Origin of the sequence: Nocardioides jensenii JCM 1364 = NBRC 14755, from assembly GCF_001552535.1 — a bacterium.
In the GTDB taxonomy this organism is placed as follows: Bacteria; Actinomycetota; Actinomycetes; order Propionibacteriales; family Nocardioidaceae; genus Nocardioides; species Nocardioides jensenii.
On sequence record NZ_BCRJ01000021.1, the window covers coordinates 1 to 15,927 of the forward strand.

At 70.5% G+C, this 15,927-nt stretch carries 16 protein-coding genes and 1 riboswitch; of the genes, 10 read left to right on the forward strand and 6 right to left on the reverse strand.

Annotated elements, in window-relative coordinates:
- The 3 genes from cydC to NJ4_RS06995 all read left to right on the forward strand — a co-directional run.
- Window positions 1-1,654: thiol reductant ABC exporter subunit CydC (gene cydC, locus NJ4_RS06985; protein ID WP_082748261.1), on the forward strand; the 1,654-nt coding region annotated here is incomplete at its 5' end.
- Window positions 1,655-1,784: 130 nt separating this feature from the next.
- Window positions 1,785-2,585, forward strand: coding sequence for a class I SAM-dependent methyltransferase (locus tag NJ4_RS06990; protein ID WP_067432212.1), 801 nt, complete (start codon window positions 1,785-1,787; stop codon window positions 2,583-2,585).
- The gene (locus NJ4_RS06995) at window positions 2,582-3,019 is read left to right on the forward strand and encodes a GNAT family N-acetyltransferase (protein WP_067432215.1); all 438 of its coding nucleotides are present in this window, start codon (window positions 2,582-2,584) and stop codon (window positions 3,017-3,019) included. The genes NJ4_RS06990 and NJ4_RS06995 overlap by 4 nt, the downstream gene beginning before the upstream one ends.
- Window positions 3,020-3,094: 75 nt before the next feature.
- On the opposite strand, the gene NJ4_RS07000 is transcribed toward NJ4_RS06995, so the two are convergent.
- Window positions 3,095-4,783, reverse strand: a complete 1,689-nt coding sequence (locus NJ4_RS07000; protein WP_067432218.1) for a ribonuclease J — start codon at window positions 4,781-4,783, stop codon at window positions 3,095-3,097.
- Window positions 4,784-4,794: 11 nt separating this feature from the next.
- On the reverse strand, window positions 4,795-5,694 hold the full coding sequence (gene dapA, locus NJ4_RS07005; protein ID WP_067432220.1) for a 4-hydroxy-tetrahydrodipicolinate synthase: 900 nt from the start codon (window positions 5,692-5,694) through the stop codon (window positions 4,795-4,797).
- A gap of 110 nt (window positions 5,695-5,804) precedes the next feature.
- On the opposite strand from dapA, the gene NJ4_RS07010 reads away from it, so the two are divergent.
- Together NJ4_RS07010 and NJ4_RS07015 are read left to right on the forward strand one after the other, a co-directional pair.
- On the forward strand, window positions 5,805-6,446 hold the full coding sequence (locus NJ4_RS07010; protein WP_067432223.1) for a hypothetical protein: 642 nt from the start codon (window positions 5,805-5,807) through the stop codon (window positions 6,444-6,446).
- Window positions 6,447-6,541: 95 nt separating this feature from the next.
- Entirely contained in the window at window positions 6,542-7,009 is a 468-nt protein-coding gene (locus tag NJ4_RS07015; RefSeq protein WP_067432226.1) for a hypothetical protein, read from the forward strand.
- A gap of 15 nt (window positions 7,010-7,024) precedes the next feature.
- Here NJ4_RS07015 and NJ4_RS07020 read toward each other — a convergent pair whose 3' ends face one another.
- Genes NJ4_RS07020 through NJ4_RS07030 form a run of 3 tightly spaced genes read right to left on the reverse strand, consistent with a single transcriptional unit; the run spans window position 7,025 to window position 9,761 of the window.
- Window positions 7,025-7,948 (reverse strand): LLM class F420-dependent oxidoreductase, encoded by a 924-nt coding sequence (locus NJ4_RS07020; RefSeq protein ID WP_067432233.1) that lies wholly within the window; start codon window positions 7,946-7,948, stop codon window positions 7,025-7,027.
- A 42-nt stretch (window positions 7,949-7,990) separates the two neighbouring features.
- Window positions 7,991-8,932, reverse strand: coding sequence for a dihydrofolate reductase (locus NJ4_RS26585; protein WP_082748263.1), 942 nt, complete (start codon window positions 8,930-8,932; stop codon window positions 7,991-7,993).
- 19 nt (window positions 8,933-8,951) lie between these two features.
- Window positions 8,952-9,761: a thymidylate synthase gene (locus NJ4_RS07030; protein WP_067432236.1), complete on the reverse strand. Its 810-nt coding sequence runs from the start codon at window positions 9,759-9,761 to the stop codon at window positions 8,952-8,954.
- A gap of 34 nt (window positions 9,762-9,795) precedes the next feature.
- On the opposite strand from NJ4_RS07030, the gene NJ4_RS07035 reads away from it, so the two are divergent.
- Both NJ4_RS07035 and NJ4_RS07040 read left to right on the forward strand, forming a co-directional pair.
- Entirely contained in the window at window positions 9,796-10,563 is a 768-nt protein-coding gene (locus NJ4_RS07035) for an acyl-CoA thioester hydrolase/BAAT C-terminal domain-containing protein (RefSeq protein ID WP_067432239.1), read from the forward strand.
- Between the two features lie 533 nt (window positions 10,564-11,096).
- Window positions 11,097-11,765 (forward strand): class I SAM-dependent methyltransferase, encoded by a 669-nt coding sequence (locus NJ4_RS07040; protein WP_067432242.1) that lies wholly within the window; start codon window positions 11,097-11,099, stop codon window positions 11,763-11,765.
- 56 nt (window positions 11,766-11,821) lie between these two features.
- Here the strand turns inward: NJ4_RS07040 and NJ4_RS07045 are convergent, their stop codons facing one another.
- Complete coding sequence (locus NJ4_RS07045; RefSeq protein ID WP_067432245.1) at window positions 11,822-12,082, reverse strand: hypothetical protein; 261 nt, start codon at window positions 12,080-12,082, stop codon at window positions 11,822-11,824.
- A gap of 83 nt (window positions 12,083-12,165) precedes the next feature.
- A riboswitch (adenosylcobalamin-variant (AdoCbl-variant) riboswitch) is annotated at window positions 12,166-12,245 on the forward strand.
- Between the two features lie 102 nt (window positions 12,246-12,347).
- Here NJ4_RS07045 and NJ4_RS07050 point away from each other — a divergent pair.
- From NJ4_RS07050 to NJ4_RS07060, 3 genes are read left to right on the forward strand one after another with little or no spacing between them, the layout of a single operon-like run.
- Window positions 12,348-13,094, forward strand: coding sequence for an SCO2322 family protein (locus tag NJ4_RS07050; protein WP_067432248.1), 747 nt, complete (start codon window positions 12,348-12,350; stop codon window positions 13,092-13,094).
- Window positions 13,095-13,110: 16 nt separating this feature from the next.
- Window positions 13,111-14,319: an energy-coupling factor transporter transmembrane component T gene (locus tag NJ4_RS07055; RefSeq protein ID WP_067432251.1), complete on the forward strand. Its 1,209-nt coding sequence runs from the start codon at window positions 13,111-13,113 to the stop codon at window positions 14,317-14,319.
- The gene (locus tag NJ4_RS07060; protein ID WP_067432254.1) at window positions 14,316-15,911 is read left to right on the forward strand and encodes an ABC transporter ATP-binding protein; all 1,596 of its coding nucleotides are present in this window, start codon (window positions 14,316-14,318) and stop codon (window positions 15,909-15,911) included. The genes NJ4_RS07055 and NJ4_RS07060 overlap by 4 nt, the downstream gene beginning before the upstream one ends.
- Window positions 15,912-15,927 lie beyond the last annotated feature (16 nt).

Here is a 15,927-nt window from a genome sequence, read left to right on the forward strand (position 1 = left end):
CACGACAGGTCGGCCCGAACTCACGACGGGTCGGTGGCGGTGGGCGCTGGTCGTCACCCTGGCCACGCTGGCCGCGGCATCGGGCGTCGCCCTGACCGCCACCGCCGGCTGGCTGATCGCCCGCAGCGCGGAGCAGCCGCCGATCATGCTGCTCACGGTCGCGATCGTCGGCGTCCGCACCTTCGGCCTGGCCCGGCCCGCACTGCGTTACGTGGAACGACTGCTCGGCCACGACCTGGCCCTGCGTACCCTCGCGGAACGTCGGGCAGAGGTCTACGAACGCCTCATCCCGCTGGTGCCCGGCCGCCTGGGACGCAATGGCGACGTGCTCACCGGGGTGGTCGACGACGTCGATGCCCATCTCGACGAGCAGCTGCGGGTGAGGCTGCCGATCGCGACCTGGTGGGGGGTCACGCTGATCGCGGCCGTGCTCGCCTGGCTGGTCCTGCCGAGTGCCACGCTTCCGGTGCTCGCGGTCTCCCTCGGCGGCGGCACGGCAGCCCTCGTCATCGGCTGGTGGAGCGCTCGGCGTCACGAGACCGCCTTCGTCGAGGCCCGTGCCGAGGTCGGACGACGCAGCGCCGACGTCGTGGGCTCGGCCCGCCAACTCGTGCTCTGGGGTGCTCAGCCGCAGGTGTTGGCCGCAGCGGATGACGCCTCCCGTCGCCTGGCCGCTCACGCCGGAGGAAGTGCTTCCGGCGTCTCGCAGGGTCGGTCCGTCGCGCTGCTCGCCTCAGGCATGGGCACGGTGCTGGTCGCGGCGGTCGGGGCACCGTCCCTGGCCGCAGGCGAGGTCAGTGCACCCATGCTCGCGCTGGTGATGATGCTGCCGCTGGCACTGGCCGAGGTCACGACCCCCCTGGCGGAGGCCGGCGCCCTCCAAGTCCGCACAAGCGCCGCGGCTCGACGCCTTGCCCGACTCACCGCGTCCGACCCCGCGGTCGACGACCCGGAGGCTCCCCTGCCGGTTGCCCCCGGCCGCGACCTGCGGCTCGAGGATGCCGCCATCGGCTGGAACCGCACCGTCGACGCCGTCACCGGGATCTCCCTGCACCTCACGCCGGGACGGCACATCGGGGTCACCGGCCCGTCCGGTTCGGGCAAGTCCACGCTCGCCCTGGCCCTGCTCAAGCTGCTGCCCGTCATCCGTGGCCGACACGACCTCGGTCCGACGCCGGTGGCCGATCTCGCCGGTGACGACGTACGCCGGGTGGTCGGCCTCCTCGACGACGACCCCTATCTCTTCGGGTCGACGCTGGCCGAGAACGTCAGGCTGGCCCGGCCCGAGGCCGAGGACGCCGAGGTGGACGCCGCCCTGCGGGCAGCCCATCTGGGCGCGTGGGTCGACGGGCTTCCCCACGGTCTGCAGACCCGGATCGGCGACGGCGGTGTGGAGGTCTCGGGTGGCGAGCGGGCCCGGATCGGGCTGGCCCGGTCAGTGCTGGCGGATCGCGACGTCCTCGTGCTCGACGAGCCGACGGCCCACCTCGATGCGGCGACCGCGCGCGCAGTGGCCGACGACCTGCTGGCCGCCAGCTGCGGGCGCAGCCTGGTCTGGATCACCCACGACAGCGTTGGCCTCGACGCGATGGACGAGGTGCTCGACCTGGCCGGGGTCGGGGCGGCTGGAGCGGTGCCCGCGGCACGTCGCTGACCGAGGGGCACTGCTTCGAGCCGATCGGATCAACGCCTACGAGAACGCCGACGCGACCGACGAAGATCAACAACTCGAGCGTCCACAACCCACAACTCGTGGGAGGTGGGGATTCTGTAGGTTGGCCGGCATGGCCGTTGACACTCGGGGCGCACGCAACTGGTCGGGACTGGCCCCGGCGTACGCCGACACGTTCGCCCACCTCTGCGCCGGCACCATCCCGGCGCTCCTCGACGCGGCTGGCCTCGCCCCCGAGCACGACGTCCTGGAGGTGGGGGTCGGCAGTGGACTCCTCGCTGCCCGGATCGCGGCGAGCGGGGCCCGGTTGACCGCCACCGAGCCCGAACCCGACATGCGAGCGATCGCGCGCACCAACCTGCCCGCCGACGTGGAGGTGGTCGCGGCGGGACTGCCCGACCTCCCGTTCGGTGACGACGCCTTCGACACCGTGATCGCCAACTTCGTGGTCAACCATGTCGGTGACCCGCGCGCCGGCGTACGCGAGCTGGCCCGGGTCACGCGCCACGGGGGACGGGTGCTGCTCACCATCTGGCCCTCGACGCCCACCGCCCAGGGCACGTTGTTCACGGTCGTGCTGGACCGGGCCGGGGCCACTCCCCCGACCTTCGACACGCTCCCGACCGACCTCGATTTCGAGCGCAGCACCGCAGGCACCCTGGGGCTGCTCGGCGGGGCCGGCCTGGTCGACGTTCACGCCCGCGAGATCGCGCTCGTCTGGCGGATCGGGCCCGATCGCTTCTGGGCCGGCCTCGAGGCCGGCATCGGCGGCATCGGGAAGGCGCTGCTGCAGCAGGACGACGTCACGCAACGGCGGATGCGGGCGGCGTACGACGACCTCAGCCGGGGCCTGCTCGACGGCGACGAGCTGGTCTTTCCCGCCACGGCGATCCTGGCGGGAGGCGTGAGATGACCGTCACCGTCGGCCCTCTGCGGCCGGACGACCGCGTCCGGTGGGACGCCCTGTTCACCGGCTACCTGGAGTTCTACAAGACCTCACTGCCCGCGACGACCTACGAGCGCAACTGGCAGGCCTTCGCCGCCGACGACACGATGCACGCGCTCGGCGCCCGCCTGGACGGTCGCCTGGTCGGCATCACGCACTTCCTCACCCATGCCGACACCTGGGGCGACGACGTCTGCTACCTCGAGGATCTCTTCACCGATCCCGACGTACGCGGCCGTGGCGTCGCGCGGGCGCTCATCGAGTCGGTCGCCGGGTGGGCGTCGGACCGGGGCTGCGCCACGCTCTACTGGCACACCCACGAGACGAACGCGACCGCGCGGCTCCTCTACGACAAGGTCGCCGAGAACCGCGGCTTCATCCGCTACCAGCGTGCGCTGTGACCGCGCCCGCCGGACGTCCTACGCGGGGGTCGCCCAGACTCCCGGACCGTACGACGTCCCGCAGGACGCGAGGTCTCAGGCCTCGATGACGACCGGGACGATCATCGGGCGGCGACGGTGCTTGTTGGACACCCAACGCCCGATCACGCGCCGCACCGACTGCTGCAGCTGGTGGGTGTCGCTGACACCCTCGGCCATCGCCTTGTCGAGCGCATCGATGATCGGCTGCCGGATGCCGTCGAAGGTGTGCTCGTTCTCCACGAACCCGCGCGCGTGGATCTCGGGCCCGCTGACCACATGCCCGGACTGCGAGTCGACGACCACGATCACCGAGATGAAGCCCTCCTCACCGAGGATGCGGCGGTCCTTGAGCGACGACTCCGTGATGTCGCCGACCGAGGATCCGTCGACGAAGACGTAGCCGCACGGCACCTTGCCGGCGATCTCGGCCTTGCCGTCGACCAGGTCGACCACGACACCGTCCTCGGCGATGACGACGTTCTCGATGCCGGTGGCGCGAGCCAGGTCGGCGTTGGCGCGCATGTGCCGGATCTCGCCGTGGATCGGCAGCACGTTCTTCGGCTTGACGATGTTGTAGCAGTAGAGCAGCTCACCGGCGCTGGCGTGGCCCGAGACGTGGACGAGCGCGTTGCCCTTGTGGACGACATTGGCGCCCCAGCGCGAGAGACCGTTGATCACCCGATAGACGGCGTTCTCGTTGCCGGGGATCAGGGAGGAGGCGAGCACCACGGTGTCGCCCTCCTCGATGTGCACGAAGTTGTGGTTGCGCTGGGCGATCCGCGACAACGCCGACAGCGGCTCACCCTGGGACCCGGTCGAGATCAGCACCTGCTTGTGCGGGGGAAGATCGGCCAGCTCCTTGGCATCGACGATGACGCCGTGAGGCACCTTGAGATAGCCCAGGTCCTTGGCGATGGCCATGTTGCGCACCATCGATCGGCCGACGTAGGCAACCTTGCGCCCGTGGGTCACCGCGGCGTCCAGCACCTGCTGCACGCGGTGGATGTGGGAGGCGAAGCAGGCCACGATGATCCGCTGGTCGGCGGCCTTGTGGAAGACCGAGTCGAGCACCGGGCCGATGGACTTCTCGGTGGTGGTGAACCCCGGCACCTCGGCGTTGGTGGAGTCGGTCATGAAGAGGTCGACGCCCTCGTCACCGAGTCGCGCGAACGCGTTGAGGTCGGTGATGCGGCCGTCGAGGGGCAGCTGGTCCATCTTGAAGTCGCCGGTGTGCAGCACCAGTCCGGCACCGGTGCGGATCGCGATCGCCAGCGCGTCGGGAATGGAGTGGTTGACCGCGACGAACTCGAGGTCGAACGGGCCGAAGGTGATCGTGTCGCCGGCCGCGACCACGTGGTGCACCGTCTCGCGCAGGCGGTGCTCGCGCAGCTTCGAGCCGAGCAGGGCCAGGGTGAGCTCGGAGCCGACCAGGGGGATGTCGCCACGTTCGCGCAGGAGGTACGGCGTGGCGCCGATGTGGTCCTCGTGGCCGTGGGTCAGCACCAGCGCCTCGACCTGGTCGAGGCGGTCACGGATCGACTCGAAGTCGGGCAGGATCAGGTCGACGCCGGGGTGGTGGTCCTCGGGGAACAGGACACCACAGTCGACGATCAGCAGGCGGCCGTCGTACTCGAAGACCGTCATGTTGCGGCCGACCTCACCGAGGCCGCCCAGCGGGGTGATCCGCAGTCCACCCTTCGGCAGCTCGTGCGGCGCGGAGAGTTCGGGGTGCGGATGGCTCAACGTGGTTCTCCTCAGATGAGACCGGCTGCTTCGAGCCCCACGCGAAGTGCTGCGACTTCGTCGTCGTCAAGTTCGACGAGGGGGCTGCGGACGGTCCGGTTGTCGGTGACGCCGAGCAGCTGCAGTGCTGCCTTGGCGGTGGTCGCTCCGTAGTTGGGGACGCCCATGACGGCGTCAATCGCGGGGAGCATCCGCGTGAAGAGGGTGAGCGCCTGGGCGTGGTCGCCGGCGTGGAAGGCGTCGATCATCGCCTTGATCTGGTTGCCGGCCACGTGGCCGAGCACCGAGACGACGCCGGCGGCGCCGTGCGCCAGCCAGCCGAGGGTCGCGATGTCGTCGCCGGAGTAGACCGCGTAGCCGAGCTGCGTCAGGCGTACGCCGCGGGCGTAGTCGCCGACCGCGTCCTTGACCGCGACGACCGATTCGATCTCGATGGCCTGTTCGTAGGTCTCGAGGGCGATCGTGGTGGCGGTGCGGCTCGGTACGTCGTACAGCATGACCGGCACGTCAGTGGCCGTGGCGACCTGACGGAAGTGGTGGAGCACTCCCTTCTGGGAGGGCTTGTTGTAGTAGGGCGTGACCAGCAGCAGGCCGTCGGCGCCGAGCTTCTCGGCCTGCTTGGCCAGCTCGACCGAGTGCACGGTGGTGTTGGTGCCGACACCGGCCACCAGGGTGACCCGGTCGCCGACGGCGTCCTTGACCGCGGCCAGGATCTGGCCGTCCTCCTCGACCGTGGTGGTCGGCGACTCGCCCGTGGTGCCCGAGAGGACGATGCCGTCGTGGCCGTTGTCGGCCAGGTGGACGGCAATCTTGGCCGTCGCGTCGAGGTCCAGCGAGCCGTCCTCGTGGAACGCAGTGGCCATCGCGGTGAGCACGCGACCGAAGGGTGCGTCGGGGGCAGCGGAGGTCATGCGGGCAAGGCTATCGCTCTGTCGCGGCAAGTCTGTCTTCGGCCGCTCCCTGGAACCGTGTCGCACCCTCACCGCACTAGACTGACGGCCCACCGACAAAGGAGCCGCGGGTGAACCCAGCAGCACAGGAACGGTCTCCCGGGCCGTCGGTCATCGATCTGGCCGAGCGGCACGGCCTGGGCACCTGGGTGTCCACCGAGCGGGTCAACGAGACCCAGGAGCCCGGCAACGGCCGACGCGGATTGGTCAACACGATCGTGGGGGTCGTGCTGCTCGCGTTGTACTTCCTCCTCGACCTGCCCGGCTACGGCAAGGTTCTGCTCCTGGTGTTCGGCCTGGGGCTGCTGGTCCTCAACGGCCCGGTGATGCTGCTGGCCTCACGAGGTCTCGCGAAGCTGGGTGTCTGGCTGACTCACACCTTCGAGGGTGGGCTGGTGATGGAGCGCACCGGCAGCGGCGACCTGCGCGCCGCCCGTTTCGACGAGCTCGACGCGGAGCTCATGTTCTTCGACAACAGCGCCCCCGTCGACGGCCTGGTCCGCGGACAGTACGTGCTGCTCCGTCTGGTCTTTCCCGACGGCACCGACTACGTGATGGCCGAGAACGTGCAGCACCGCAGCGCCGACGTCGTCCGTGCCCTGGCCGAGCGCTGTGGTGCCGGCGTGGAACGCACCATCGACGCGACCGAGGCCCGCCAGCACACGCCGGGCAAGGCGTTCGGGCTCCCCCGGATCCCCGTCAGGATCCGGTGACCACCCGCCCGCGGGGTACGACGACACCGCCGTGACCCTCGACACGTCGGCAGATCCTCACTAGCCTGACCTCGCTCTGGGATCTGGAGGTGGACATGGGCGACTCGGGCGCGGACCTGACGCATCGCGCGTACGAGCTGGCGATCGGCGCCGGGTTGGGCACGTGGGAGCACAGCACCGATGTCTTCTCACACCACGACGACACCCGCCCCAGGTCCGGGCTGTCCCGCCTGGTCGGTGCCCGGAAGGGCCGTCCCGGGCAGCTGGTCCTGCACGTCTTCGAGGACGGCGTGGTCATCGAACGTCACCGAGGCAGCCTGCGCGGAGCCCTGTCGGAGAGCGTGACGGCCGATCTGGTGGAGCTCGAGGGCACACCTGCCTCCGGCAGCCGAGTCGGCCTGCGCCTGACCCTGGCCTCCGGCGAGGCACTGGTGCTCCTGGAGCCGGTCACCGGCAGTTGCGAGACGCTCACCCTGGTGGCCTCCCGCTGCCGGTCAACCTCACCCGACCCGCTCCCCTATCGGGACGCCGTCGCGGCGCTGCCGGCGGAGAGCTGGATCTGAGCAACAGGTGACGTCCTAGACGTGGGGCATCACCTCGGCCGCGACCAGCTCCAGGTGCTCGAGGTCGCTCAGGTCGAGGGTCTGCAGGTAGATCCGTTGGGAGCCGAGCGCCTCGAACCGTTTGATCTTCGCCACCACCTCGTCCGGCGTTCCGGCGAGGCCGTGCTCACGGAGGTCGTCGACCTCGCGGCCGATCACCTCGGCCCGGCGTGCGATCTCGGCCTCGTCACGGCCGACGCAGAGCACCAGGGCATTGGACCAGGCCAGGTCCTCGGGGTTGCGGTCGATCGCCTCGCACGCCGCGCGGACCCGGGCGAACTGGACCTGCGTGGTCTCCTCGTCCACGAACGGTAGGTTGAACTCGTCCGCGTAACGCGCGGTCAGCTCCGGCGTCCGCCGCTTGCCGAGACCGCCGATCAGCACCGGAGGCCTGGCCTGCGTGGGCTTCGGCAGTGCCGGGGAGTCGACGATCGGCCAGGTGCCGCCGTCGTGGGAGAAACGTTCGCCGAGGGGTGTGGCCCACAGCCCGGTGACGATCGCGAGCTGCTCCTCGAACCTGTCGAAGCGCTCACCGGTCGACGGGAACGGGATGCCGTACGCCGTGTGCTCGGCCTCGAACCAGCCGGCGCCGATGCCGAGCTCGACACGCCCGCCGCTCATCTGGTCGACCTGTGCGACCTGGATCGCCAGCACGCCGGGGTGACGGAACGTCGCGGAGGTCATCATCGTGCCGAGGCGGATCGTGCTCGTCTCCCGAGCCAGCCCGGCCAGTGTGGTCCACGCATCGGTGGAGCCGGGGAGGCCCTCGGTGCCCATGCCGAGATAGTGGTCGGAGCGGAAGAACGCCCCGAATCCGAGTCGTTCGGCGGCCAGGGCGACCCTCAGGAGGTCGTCGTAGGTCGCACCCTGCTGGGGTTCGGTGAAGACTCGGAGTTCCATGGCCTCAGCCTGCCATGCGCGTCCGAACCGATCGGTCCGACGTCAGCGGCGATGATCAGCCGGGAAACGAACGCGCAGCACGGGCAGCACCTGGTGCTCCAGCAACGGCGCCAGGTCGTCGAAGGAGTCGTCGAGCCCCATCCAGCGCAGCTCCTCGATCTCGGAGGCGATCACCGGCTCGGCGTCGGGTGTGGCCAGGAACGCCTCGGAGTGGAGCAGGTGCCCGGGCTCGTTGGCGGCCAGGCCGAGGAAGCTGCCCAACGGGGCCAGCTCGGTGGGCCTCAGCCCGACCTCTTCCGCGGCCTCGCGCCGGGCCGCGTCGAGCGGGGCCTCGCCGGGTTCGAACTTGCCGCCGACCAGCATGAACCGGTCGGTTCCCTTCTTGCGGACGGTGAGCACCTGACGATCGCGCACGAACGCCACCGCGGCCACCTCGATGGTGGGCGGAGCCGCGATCCGCTGCCACCACACCCAGTCGAGGCCGGGTCCGGGGACCCGCTCGGTCTCGGCCCACTCGCTGTCGTCGAACGCCGGGTAGTGCGCATCACCGTCGGGTGCGAGGTCGATCTCGGTCAGGACCTGATGGGTCGCGAACGGCATCGCCAGCTCATAGATCTGGGTGCCGCCGGCGATGATCGTGTCGCCCTGCTGGGAGGCGGCAAGGTCGAGCGCCTCGGTGATGCTGTGGGCGATCAGCACGCGGTCGTCGTACTCCCCGGCGCTCCAGTCGGGCTGGCGGGTGACCACGATCGTCGTACGCCCGGGCAGCGGCCGGCCGATCGAGTCGTACGTCGCTCGGCCCATCACCAGGGTGTGGCCCAGGGTGACCCGCTTGAAGTGCGCGAAGTCCTCGGGGCTGTGCCACGGGATGTCGCCACCGTTGCCGATCACCCGGTTGCCGGCGTACGCCGCCACCATCACGATGCGGCGGTCGTGCCGCGGAGAATCGCCGACTCGAGCGTCAAGAACTGCGGTTTCGTGCATCAGAACTCAACAACTCGTGTCATACGGCGATGGGGGCCTTGATGCCCGGGTGCGGGTCGTAGCCCTCGATCGCGATGTGCTCGAGGTCGAACGCGTCGAGCTCGGTCACGGAGCGGTCAAGACGCAGGGTGGGCAGTGGACGCGGGTCGCGGGTCAGCTGCAGCCGGGCCTGGTCGAGGTGGTTGGAGTAGAGGTGGGCGTCTCCGAGCGTGTGCACGAAGTCGCCGACCTGGAGGCCGGTCACCTGGGCCACCATGTGGGTGAGCAGGGCGTAGGAGGCGATGTTGAACGGCACACCGAGGAAGACGTCGGCGCTGCGCTGGTAGAGCTGGCAGCTCAGCTTGCCGGGCCCGTCCTGCTGAGGCGCCACGTAGAACTGGAACATCGTGTGGCACGGAGCCAGCGCCATGTCGGGGATGTCGGCCACGTTCCAGGCCGAGACGATGTGCCGGCGCGAGTCGGGGTTGGTGCGGATCTGCTCGACGACCTGGGCGATCTGGTCGACGTGGCGGCCGTCCGGGGCCGGCCAGGAGCGCCACTGGTGGCCGTAGACCGGGCCCAGGTCACCGTTCTCGTCGGCCCACTCGTCCCAGATCGAGACGCCGCGGTCCTGGAGCCACTTCACGTTGGTGTCACCGCGCAGGAACCACAGCAGCTCGGCGAAGACAGATCGGGTGTGGATCTTCTTCGTGGTCACCAGCGGGAACCCGGCGGCGAGGTCGAAGCGCATCTGGTGGCCGAACACGCTGCGGGTGCCGGTGCCGGTGCGATCGTCCTTCGCGGACCCGTCGTCGAGGATGCGCCGGATGAGGTCGAGGTAGGGCTGCACGACAGCAGTGTAGGTGGCGTGTTTCCATGAAGAGGTGACCCACACCGAACTCGGACTGATCGTCCTTTCCGGTTCGTCCGGACGTCTTGAGACACAGCGGTGCGAGGTGCTCCGCTCCCACGGCATCGCGGCCGAGCCGGTCCAGTGGTTCGGCGGCCCCGGCCAGCCGGCCACACCGCGACGGGTGGCCCTGGAGACGTTCCTTCCCCACCTCGACCGGCTCGACCGGGACTGCCGCCGCGTGGGGATCCTGGGTCTCTCCTTCGGCGCCGAGGCGGCGCTGTTGCTGGCCGCACGCGACATCAGGATCTCGGTCGTCGCCGCACTGTCCCCCACCTCGGTGGTGTGGGAGTGCCCCGACCTGGTCGACGCCCACCCGGTCCACGACGCGAAGTGGACCTGGCACGGCAACCCCGTGCCCGGGGTGCCCTACGTCGACCAGAACGGGCTCGACCTCGCCGATGCGCGTGAGCTGCACGAGAAGAGCCTGGCCGCGTTGAACGGCAGCCGCGCCGACCACGAGATCCCCGTGGAGTGCATCGACGCCTCGGTCATCGTCTCCGCCGGAGGCGCCGACCGGGTCTGGCCCTCGGCGGCGTTCAGTGAGGAGATCGTGGCGCGTCGCTCGCAGCACGGCCAGGACACGACCTATCTCTTCCACCCCGACGCCGGCCACCGCGTCGTGCTGCCCGGCGAGACCCCGCCCGCACCTCGGGCAGACCTTCCGCCCGGCGGTGACCCCGCCGCGGACCGGGCCCTCGGTGAGCAGGTGCTGGCGGCCCTGCTCAGGCTGGCCGGCTGATCCTCGTCGGCGTGACCGTCCCGCACGCCCTGTGGACGAGGTACGACGAACCTGTGGACGAACGGCCACGATCTGTGGAGGACACGCCGTCGGCCTGTTGAACCACCTGTAGAACCAAAGGAATGTCGCCGGAAACCTTGCGTGGCGCGGGTCACACCGCATAGAACTGTCTCACGCACTTCCTCCGGGAAGAGCGGGACAGTCCGGAAGCAAGGTTCACACGCCGGGGCAACTCGGCGCAGTGACAGGGTGACGAAGTCACTGGGGCCGGAAACGAACGACTGTCGATCGGTTGCGTCACCGGTTCCGATCACCCGAAGGGCCCTTGCAACTCATACTTGCGAGGGCCCTTCACCTATTTTCCGGCACCGTGGTGAACCGGGCCGCAACCGCCGGCGACCGACACCCGACCGACACCCGACCAGGCCCTGAACGCCGCGCCCACGAACGTCGCTGCCCCCGGTCGGCGCCCAGTGGTGTGCCACTGTGTGGCGCGAACCCACGATCACATTCATCGAAGAGGGGCCACCTCCATGACGGATTCACTCACCCGAGCCGCAGACGAGCTCACCGCTCGCGGGATTGGCGTGGGCGGGCCACGCAAGTCCTTCGCCCTCGCGGGGCGCAAGCAGCTGATGACCCTGCTGCATCACGGTCTGAACCCCGACTCGAAGGTCCTCGACATCGGCTGCGGATCCTTGCGCGCCGGCAACTGGCTGGTCCGCCTGCTCGACCCCGGCTGCTACTACGGCATCGAGCCCAACGCCGAGATGCTCGAGGCGGGTGTCGAGGTCCTCCTCGGTCCCGACCTGGTCGCCGCCAAGCGCCCCACCTTCTCCAACCGCGACGACTTCTCGATGACCCACTTCAACGAGACCTTCGACATGTTCGTCGCGCGCTCGATCTGGAGCCACGCGTCGAAGGCGCAGATCGAGGCGATGCTCGACGGGTTCGTCGAGACCGCCGCCCCGAACGGAACCTTCCTGGCCTCGTACTTCCCGGCGTCGGCCGAGCGACCCGACTATGAGGGCACCGAATGGTTCGGGAAGAGCCACGAGTCCGATGAGGGCGGCACCATCGCCCACGACCTGGCCTGGATCCAGAAGTCCTGCGAGTCACGAGGGCTGGTGGCCCGGGAGGCGCGCAACCCGGCGCTGAACTTCGGCGCGCAGACGTGGCTGCGGATCCGGCGCGCCCGCTAGGCGACGCCGGGTTCGCGGCTGATCCGCCCCGGCTCTGCTGAGCGTGGAGGGTCGTCTCAGGCGTGCAGTGACATCGGCCCGTAGACCTCACGGTCGGCCTCGAACAGGGTGACCGCATCCACTCCCTGCTCGGCCAGCTCGGCGTAGAACTCGCCCACCCACGACTCGGCGTCGGCCTGGCTGACGAACTCCTGCCCGGCCAGGTCGCCGGTGATCTCCACCACGGCGCCGGCGGCGTTCTCGAGACGCCAGCGCCACGGGGTCGGCGGCTGCGGGCTCGGTTTGAAGGTCGGCGGCTCATCGGGAACGTTTGCCATGCGGTGAGACTAACCCGCAGGGCTTTGACGAACGGCAGCCACGGTGGCAGATTTCGCCGTGGTAGGTCGCGACACGTGCGACGTACTGCACATTCCACTCTGGGGAAGCCGGTGAGACTCCGGCGCTGACCCGCAGCCGTACAGCCGGAACGCCGGAGCGGAATGGTGGCTCCACCCCGTCGAGGTCTACGGATCGGGAGCCGGACGCCTCGACTGGTCCGGTTCACACTCCGCGTGCCGCCCCAGAATGAAGAGGCTCCATCCCATGCGTTCGCTCCGCACCCTGCGCTCCGGCGCGATCTCCCCGCTCCTGGTCACCATCAGCCTGATCGGCATGCTCCTGGTCGGCACCGGCACGGCCGGCGCCAGCGCCGCCCCCGCCGACGTCTACCGCTACTGGGGCTACTTCACCGTCACCGACGGTGAGTTCGTGCTCCAGCCGACCGGCCCCGCGGACGCCAAGCCCACTGATGGCGCCATCGAGGCCTACCGCCTCGCGGCCCCGGCCGACTTCAACAAGCCCAACCTCCCCCGCGCCGACCTCACGAAGGTCACCTTCGACTCGGTCTGCGGAGCCAAGGAGGCCGCCACGGACCAGAAGCGGGTCGCCGTGCTGATCGACTACGGCGTCCAGGCCGACGCCACCGACGGTGCCGAGGTCCCCGAGCCCGAGGCACTGTGCGCGGTCGTCCCGGCCGACGCCAATGGCATGAACGTGCTGCAGGCCGTCGCTCCCGACGTACGTATCGAGAAGGAGCTGCTGTGCGGCATCAGCGGCTACCCCGCCACCGGTTGCGCCGACAAGGCCGACAAGGCCACGCCGGCCGACGACGGCACCGTCGAGTTCGCCACCGCGTCCTCCGACGACACGGGCTCCTCCGACTCCTCCGCGGCCGATGACGACGAGGACGACGACAGCAACACCGGCATCCTGCTCGGCGTCGGTGGGCTGATCGTGATCCTCGGCGCCGGCGGCCTCTACCTGAGCCGACGCAACCGCGCGGCCGCCTGACCCGAGCCGACCGACCGTGCGCCCCCACCACCTGATCACCTACCCGCGTGCCCTGCACCCGGGCGCGTGGTGGTTGTGGGCGCTCGGTCTGGCCGCCGCCGCGAGTCGCACGATGAACCCGGTGCCGCTGCTGCTGGTCATGGCGGTGACCTGGTTCGTCGTCTCTGCCCGCCGCGGCGACACCCCGTGGGCGTCGTCGTACGCCCTGTTCTTCCGGTTGGCGATGATCGTGATCGTCATCCACCTGGTGTTCCAGACCCTGCTCTCGGGCAACAGCCAGGGCGTCACCGTGATGTTCACCCTGCCCGAGATCCCTCTGCCGGACTCGACCGGCATCCAGCTCGGCGGGCCGGTCACCCTCGAGGGCCTGCTGACCGCGTTGTACGTCGCCCTGCAGCTGGCCGCGATCTTCTGCTGTGTCGGAGCCGCGAACGCGCTGGGCAGTGCCCGCCAGCTGCTGCGCTACGTGCCGGCGGCGCTCTACGAGATCGGGGTGGCCTGCATCATCGCGCTCACGTTCGCCCCGCAGCTGGCCACCGACGCCCGGCGGGTGCGTGACGCCGCGAAGCTCCGCGGTGGCAGCAGCGGACGCATCCGACGCTTCGGACGGATGGCGATGCCGATGCTCGAGGGCGCCCTGGAGCGCTCGGTCGACCTGGCCGCCGCGATGGACTCCCGGGGCTACGGGCGCACGACGGTCGCGGATCCTCGTCAGCGCCGGATCACCTCGGGCCTGGTCGTGGCCGGGATGGTCGGCATCTGCCTGGGCGTCTACGGCATCCTCAACGGGACGGTCTCCGACTGGATGGGCCTGCCCGCCCTGGTGGCCGGATGCACGCTCGGCATCGCCGGCCTGGTCGTCGGGGGCAGGCGCACCGGTCGCACGCGCTACCGCCCGGACCCGTGGGCACTGCCCGAGCTGCTGGTGGTGGCCAGCGGGCTCACCGCCGCTGCGCTGACGTTCTGGCAGGTGCGCGTGGACCCGACCCTGCTCGTGCTGTCGTCGACCGCCGAGATGCCACCTGTGCCGCTGCTGGCCTGTGCCGGGATCCTGGTCGGCCTCCTGCCCGCGTTCGTGGCACCGCCGTTGCCGCGGTCGGGTGGCCGGTCGGGTACGTCGTCGGCCGGCCGGTCGGCGGCTCGGGCTGCGGCTCGGTCTGGCGTTCCGGCCGCGTCCCACGACTCCTCCCACGGTTTCTCGCGCGGCTCGGCGGTGACCCGATGATCAGGTTCGACGACGTCACCATCACCTACGCCGGCGCCTCGTCGCCGACGCTGAGCCACGTCGACCTGCACGTGCCCGAGGGCGAGATGGCGCTGGTCATGGGCCGCACCGGCAGCGGCAAGTCGACGCTGCTGCGCGCGGTCAACGGGCTGGTGCCGCACTTCTCCGGGGGCACCTTGCGCGGCCGGGTCGTGGTCGATGGTCGCGACACCGCCACCCACCGTCCCCGGGACCTGGCCGACGTGGTCGGCTTCGTCGGCCAGGACCCGCTGGCCGGCTTCGTGACCGACAACGTCGAGGACGAGCTCGCCTACGGCATGGAGTCGCTCGGCGTCGCCCCCTCGACCATGCGCAAGCGGGTCGAGGAGACCCTCGACCTGCTCGGCCTGGCCGACCTGCGTGACCGGCCGCTGACCCACCTCTCCGGCGGGCAGCAGCAACGGGTCGCGATCGGCGCCGTGCTCACCACGCACCCACGGGTGCTGGTGCTCGACGAGCCCACCTCGGCCCTCGACCCCCTGGGCGCCGAGGACGTGCTGGCCACCCTGCAGCGCCTCGTGCACGACCTCGGCATCACGGTGCTGCTCGCCGAGCACCGGCTCGAACGCGTCGTGCAGTTCGTCGACCGCATCATCCACGTGCCCGGCAACGGGTCGCCGGTGGAAGCCGGGGAACCGGCCGACATCCTCGCCCACACCCCGATCGCGCCTCCGGTCGTGCAGCTCGGTCGCGTCGCGGGGTGGAGTCCGGTGCCGTTGACCGTGCGCGACGCCCGCCGCCGCTCGGGCGCCCTGCGGGAGGCGCTGGCCGACGTACCGCCCCCGGCGCACCGGGCCACCACCCTGGGCGAGGACGTGGCGGTGGTGCGCGACCTGGTCGCCGGCTACCCCCGCCAACCGGTGCTGCACGGCCTCGACCTGCGGGTCCAGGCCGGGGAGATCATCGCGCTGATGGGGCGCAACGGGTCGGGCAAGTCCACCCTGCTGCGCACCGTGGTCGGTCTGCACAAGCCGACCTCAGGCCGGGTCCGTGCCGACGACGTCGGGCTGGTGCCGCAGGTGCCGGCGGACCTGCTCTATGCCGCGACCGTCGCCGACGAGTGCACCATGGCCGACCGTGACGCCGGAGCCGACCCGGGCAGCACCCGGGGACTGCTCGACCGTCTCGCCCCCGGCATTCCCGACGAGCAGCACCCGCGGGACCTCTCCGAGGGCCAGAAGCTGAGTGTCGCACTGGCCGTCGTCCTGGCCGCCGAGCCTCGGCTCGTGCTGCTCGACGAGCCCACCCGTGGTCTGGACTACACCGCCAAGCAGCACCTCGTCGAGATCCTGCACCAACTGGCCGACGACGGCCACGGCATCGTCTTCGCCACGCACGACGTCGAGCTGGTGGCCGAGGTCGCCTCCCGCGTCCTGGTGATGGCCGACGGCGAGATCGTGGCCGACGGCGCGGCCCCCGAGGTGGTGGTGGCCTCCCCCGCGTTCGCACCGCAGGTCTCCAAGGTGCTGGCACCGCAGCCCTGGTTGACCGTGCACGACGTCGCCGCGGCGCTGGGCCGCACCACGGCCACCCAAGGCGTGGGCCATGAGTGACCTCGTCGCGGTACCC

What these genes read in the sequence shown, in the direction of transcription:
- NJ4_RS06990 (WP_067432212.1), top strand. Translation starts at nt 1,785, where the DNA reads ATGGCCGTTGACACTCGGGGCGCACGCAACTGGTCGGGACTGGCCCCG.
- NJ4_RS06995 (WP_067432215.1), top strand. Translation starts at nt 2,582, where the DNA reads ATGACCGTCACCGTCGGCCCTCTGCGGCCGGACGACCGCGTCCGGTGG.
- dapA (WP_067432220.1), bottom strand. Translation starts at nt 5,694, where the DNA reads ATGACCTCCGCTGCCCCCGACGCACCCTTCGGTCGCGTGCTCACCGCG.
- NJ4_RS07015 (WP_067432226.1), top strand. Translation starts at nt 6,542, where the DNA reads ATGGGCGACTCGGGCGCGGACCTGACGCATCGCGCGTACGAGCTGGCG.
- NJ4_RS07020 (WP_067432233.1), bottom strand. Translation starts at nt 7,948, where the DNA reads ATGGAACTCCGAGTCTTCACCGAACCCCAGCAGGGTGCGACCTACGAC.
- NJ4_RS26585 (WP_082748263.1), bottom strand. Translation starts at nt 8,932, where the DNA reads ATGCACGAAACCGCAGTTCTTGACGCTCGAGTCGGCGATTCTCCGCGG.
- NJ4_RS07040 (WP_067432242.1), top strand. Translation starts at nt 11,097, where the DNA reads ATGACGGATTCACTCACCCGAGCCGCAGACGAGCTCACCGCTCGCGGG.
- NJ4_RS07045 (WP_067432245.1), bottom strand. Translation starts at nt 12,082, where the DNA reads ATGGCAAACGTTCCCGATGAGCCGCCGACCTTCAAACCGAGCCCGCAG.
- NJ4_RS07050 (WP_067432248.1), top strand. Translation starts at nt 12,348, where the DNA reads ATGCGTTCGCTCCGCACCCTGCGCTCCGGCGCGATCTCCCCGCTCCTG.
- NJ4_RS07060 (WP_067432254.1), top strand. Translation starts at nt 14,316, where the DNA reads ATGATCAGGTTCGACGACGTCACCATCACCTACGCCGGCGCCTCGTCG.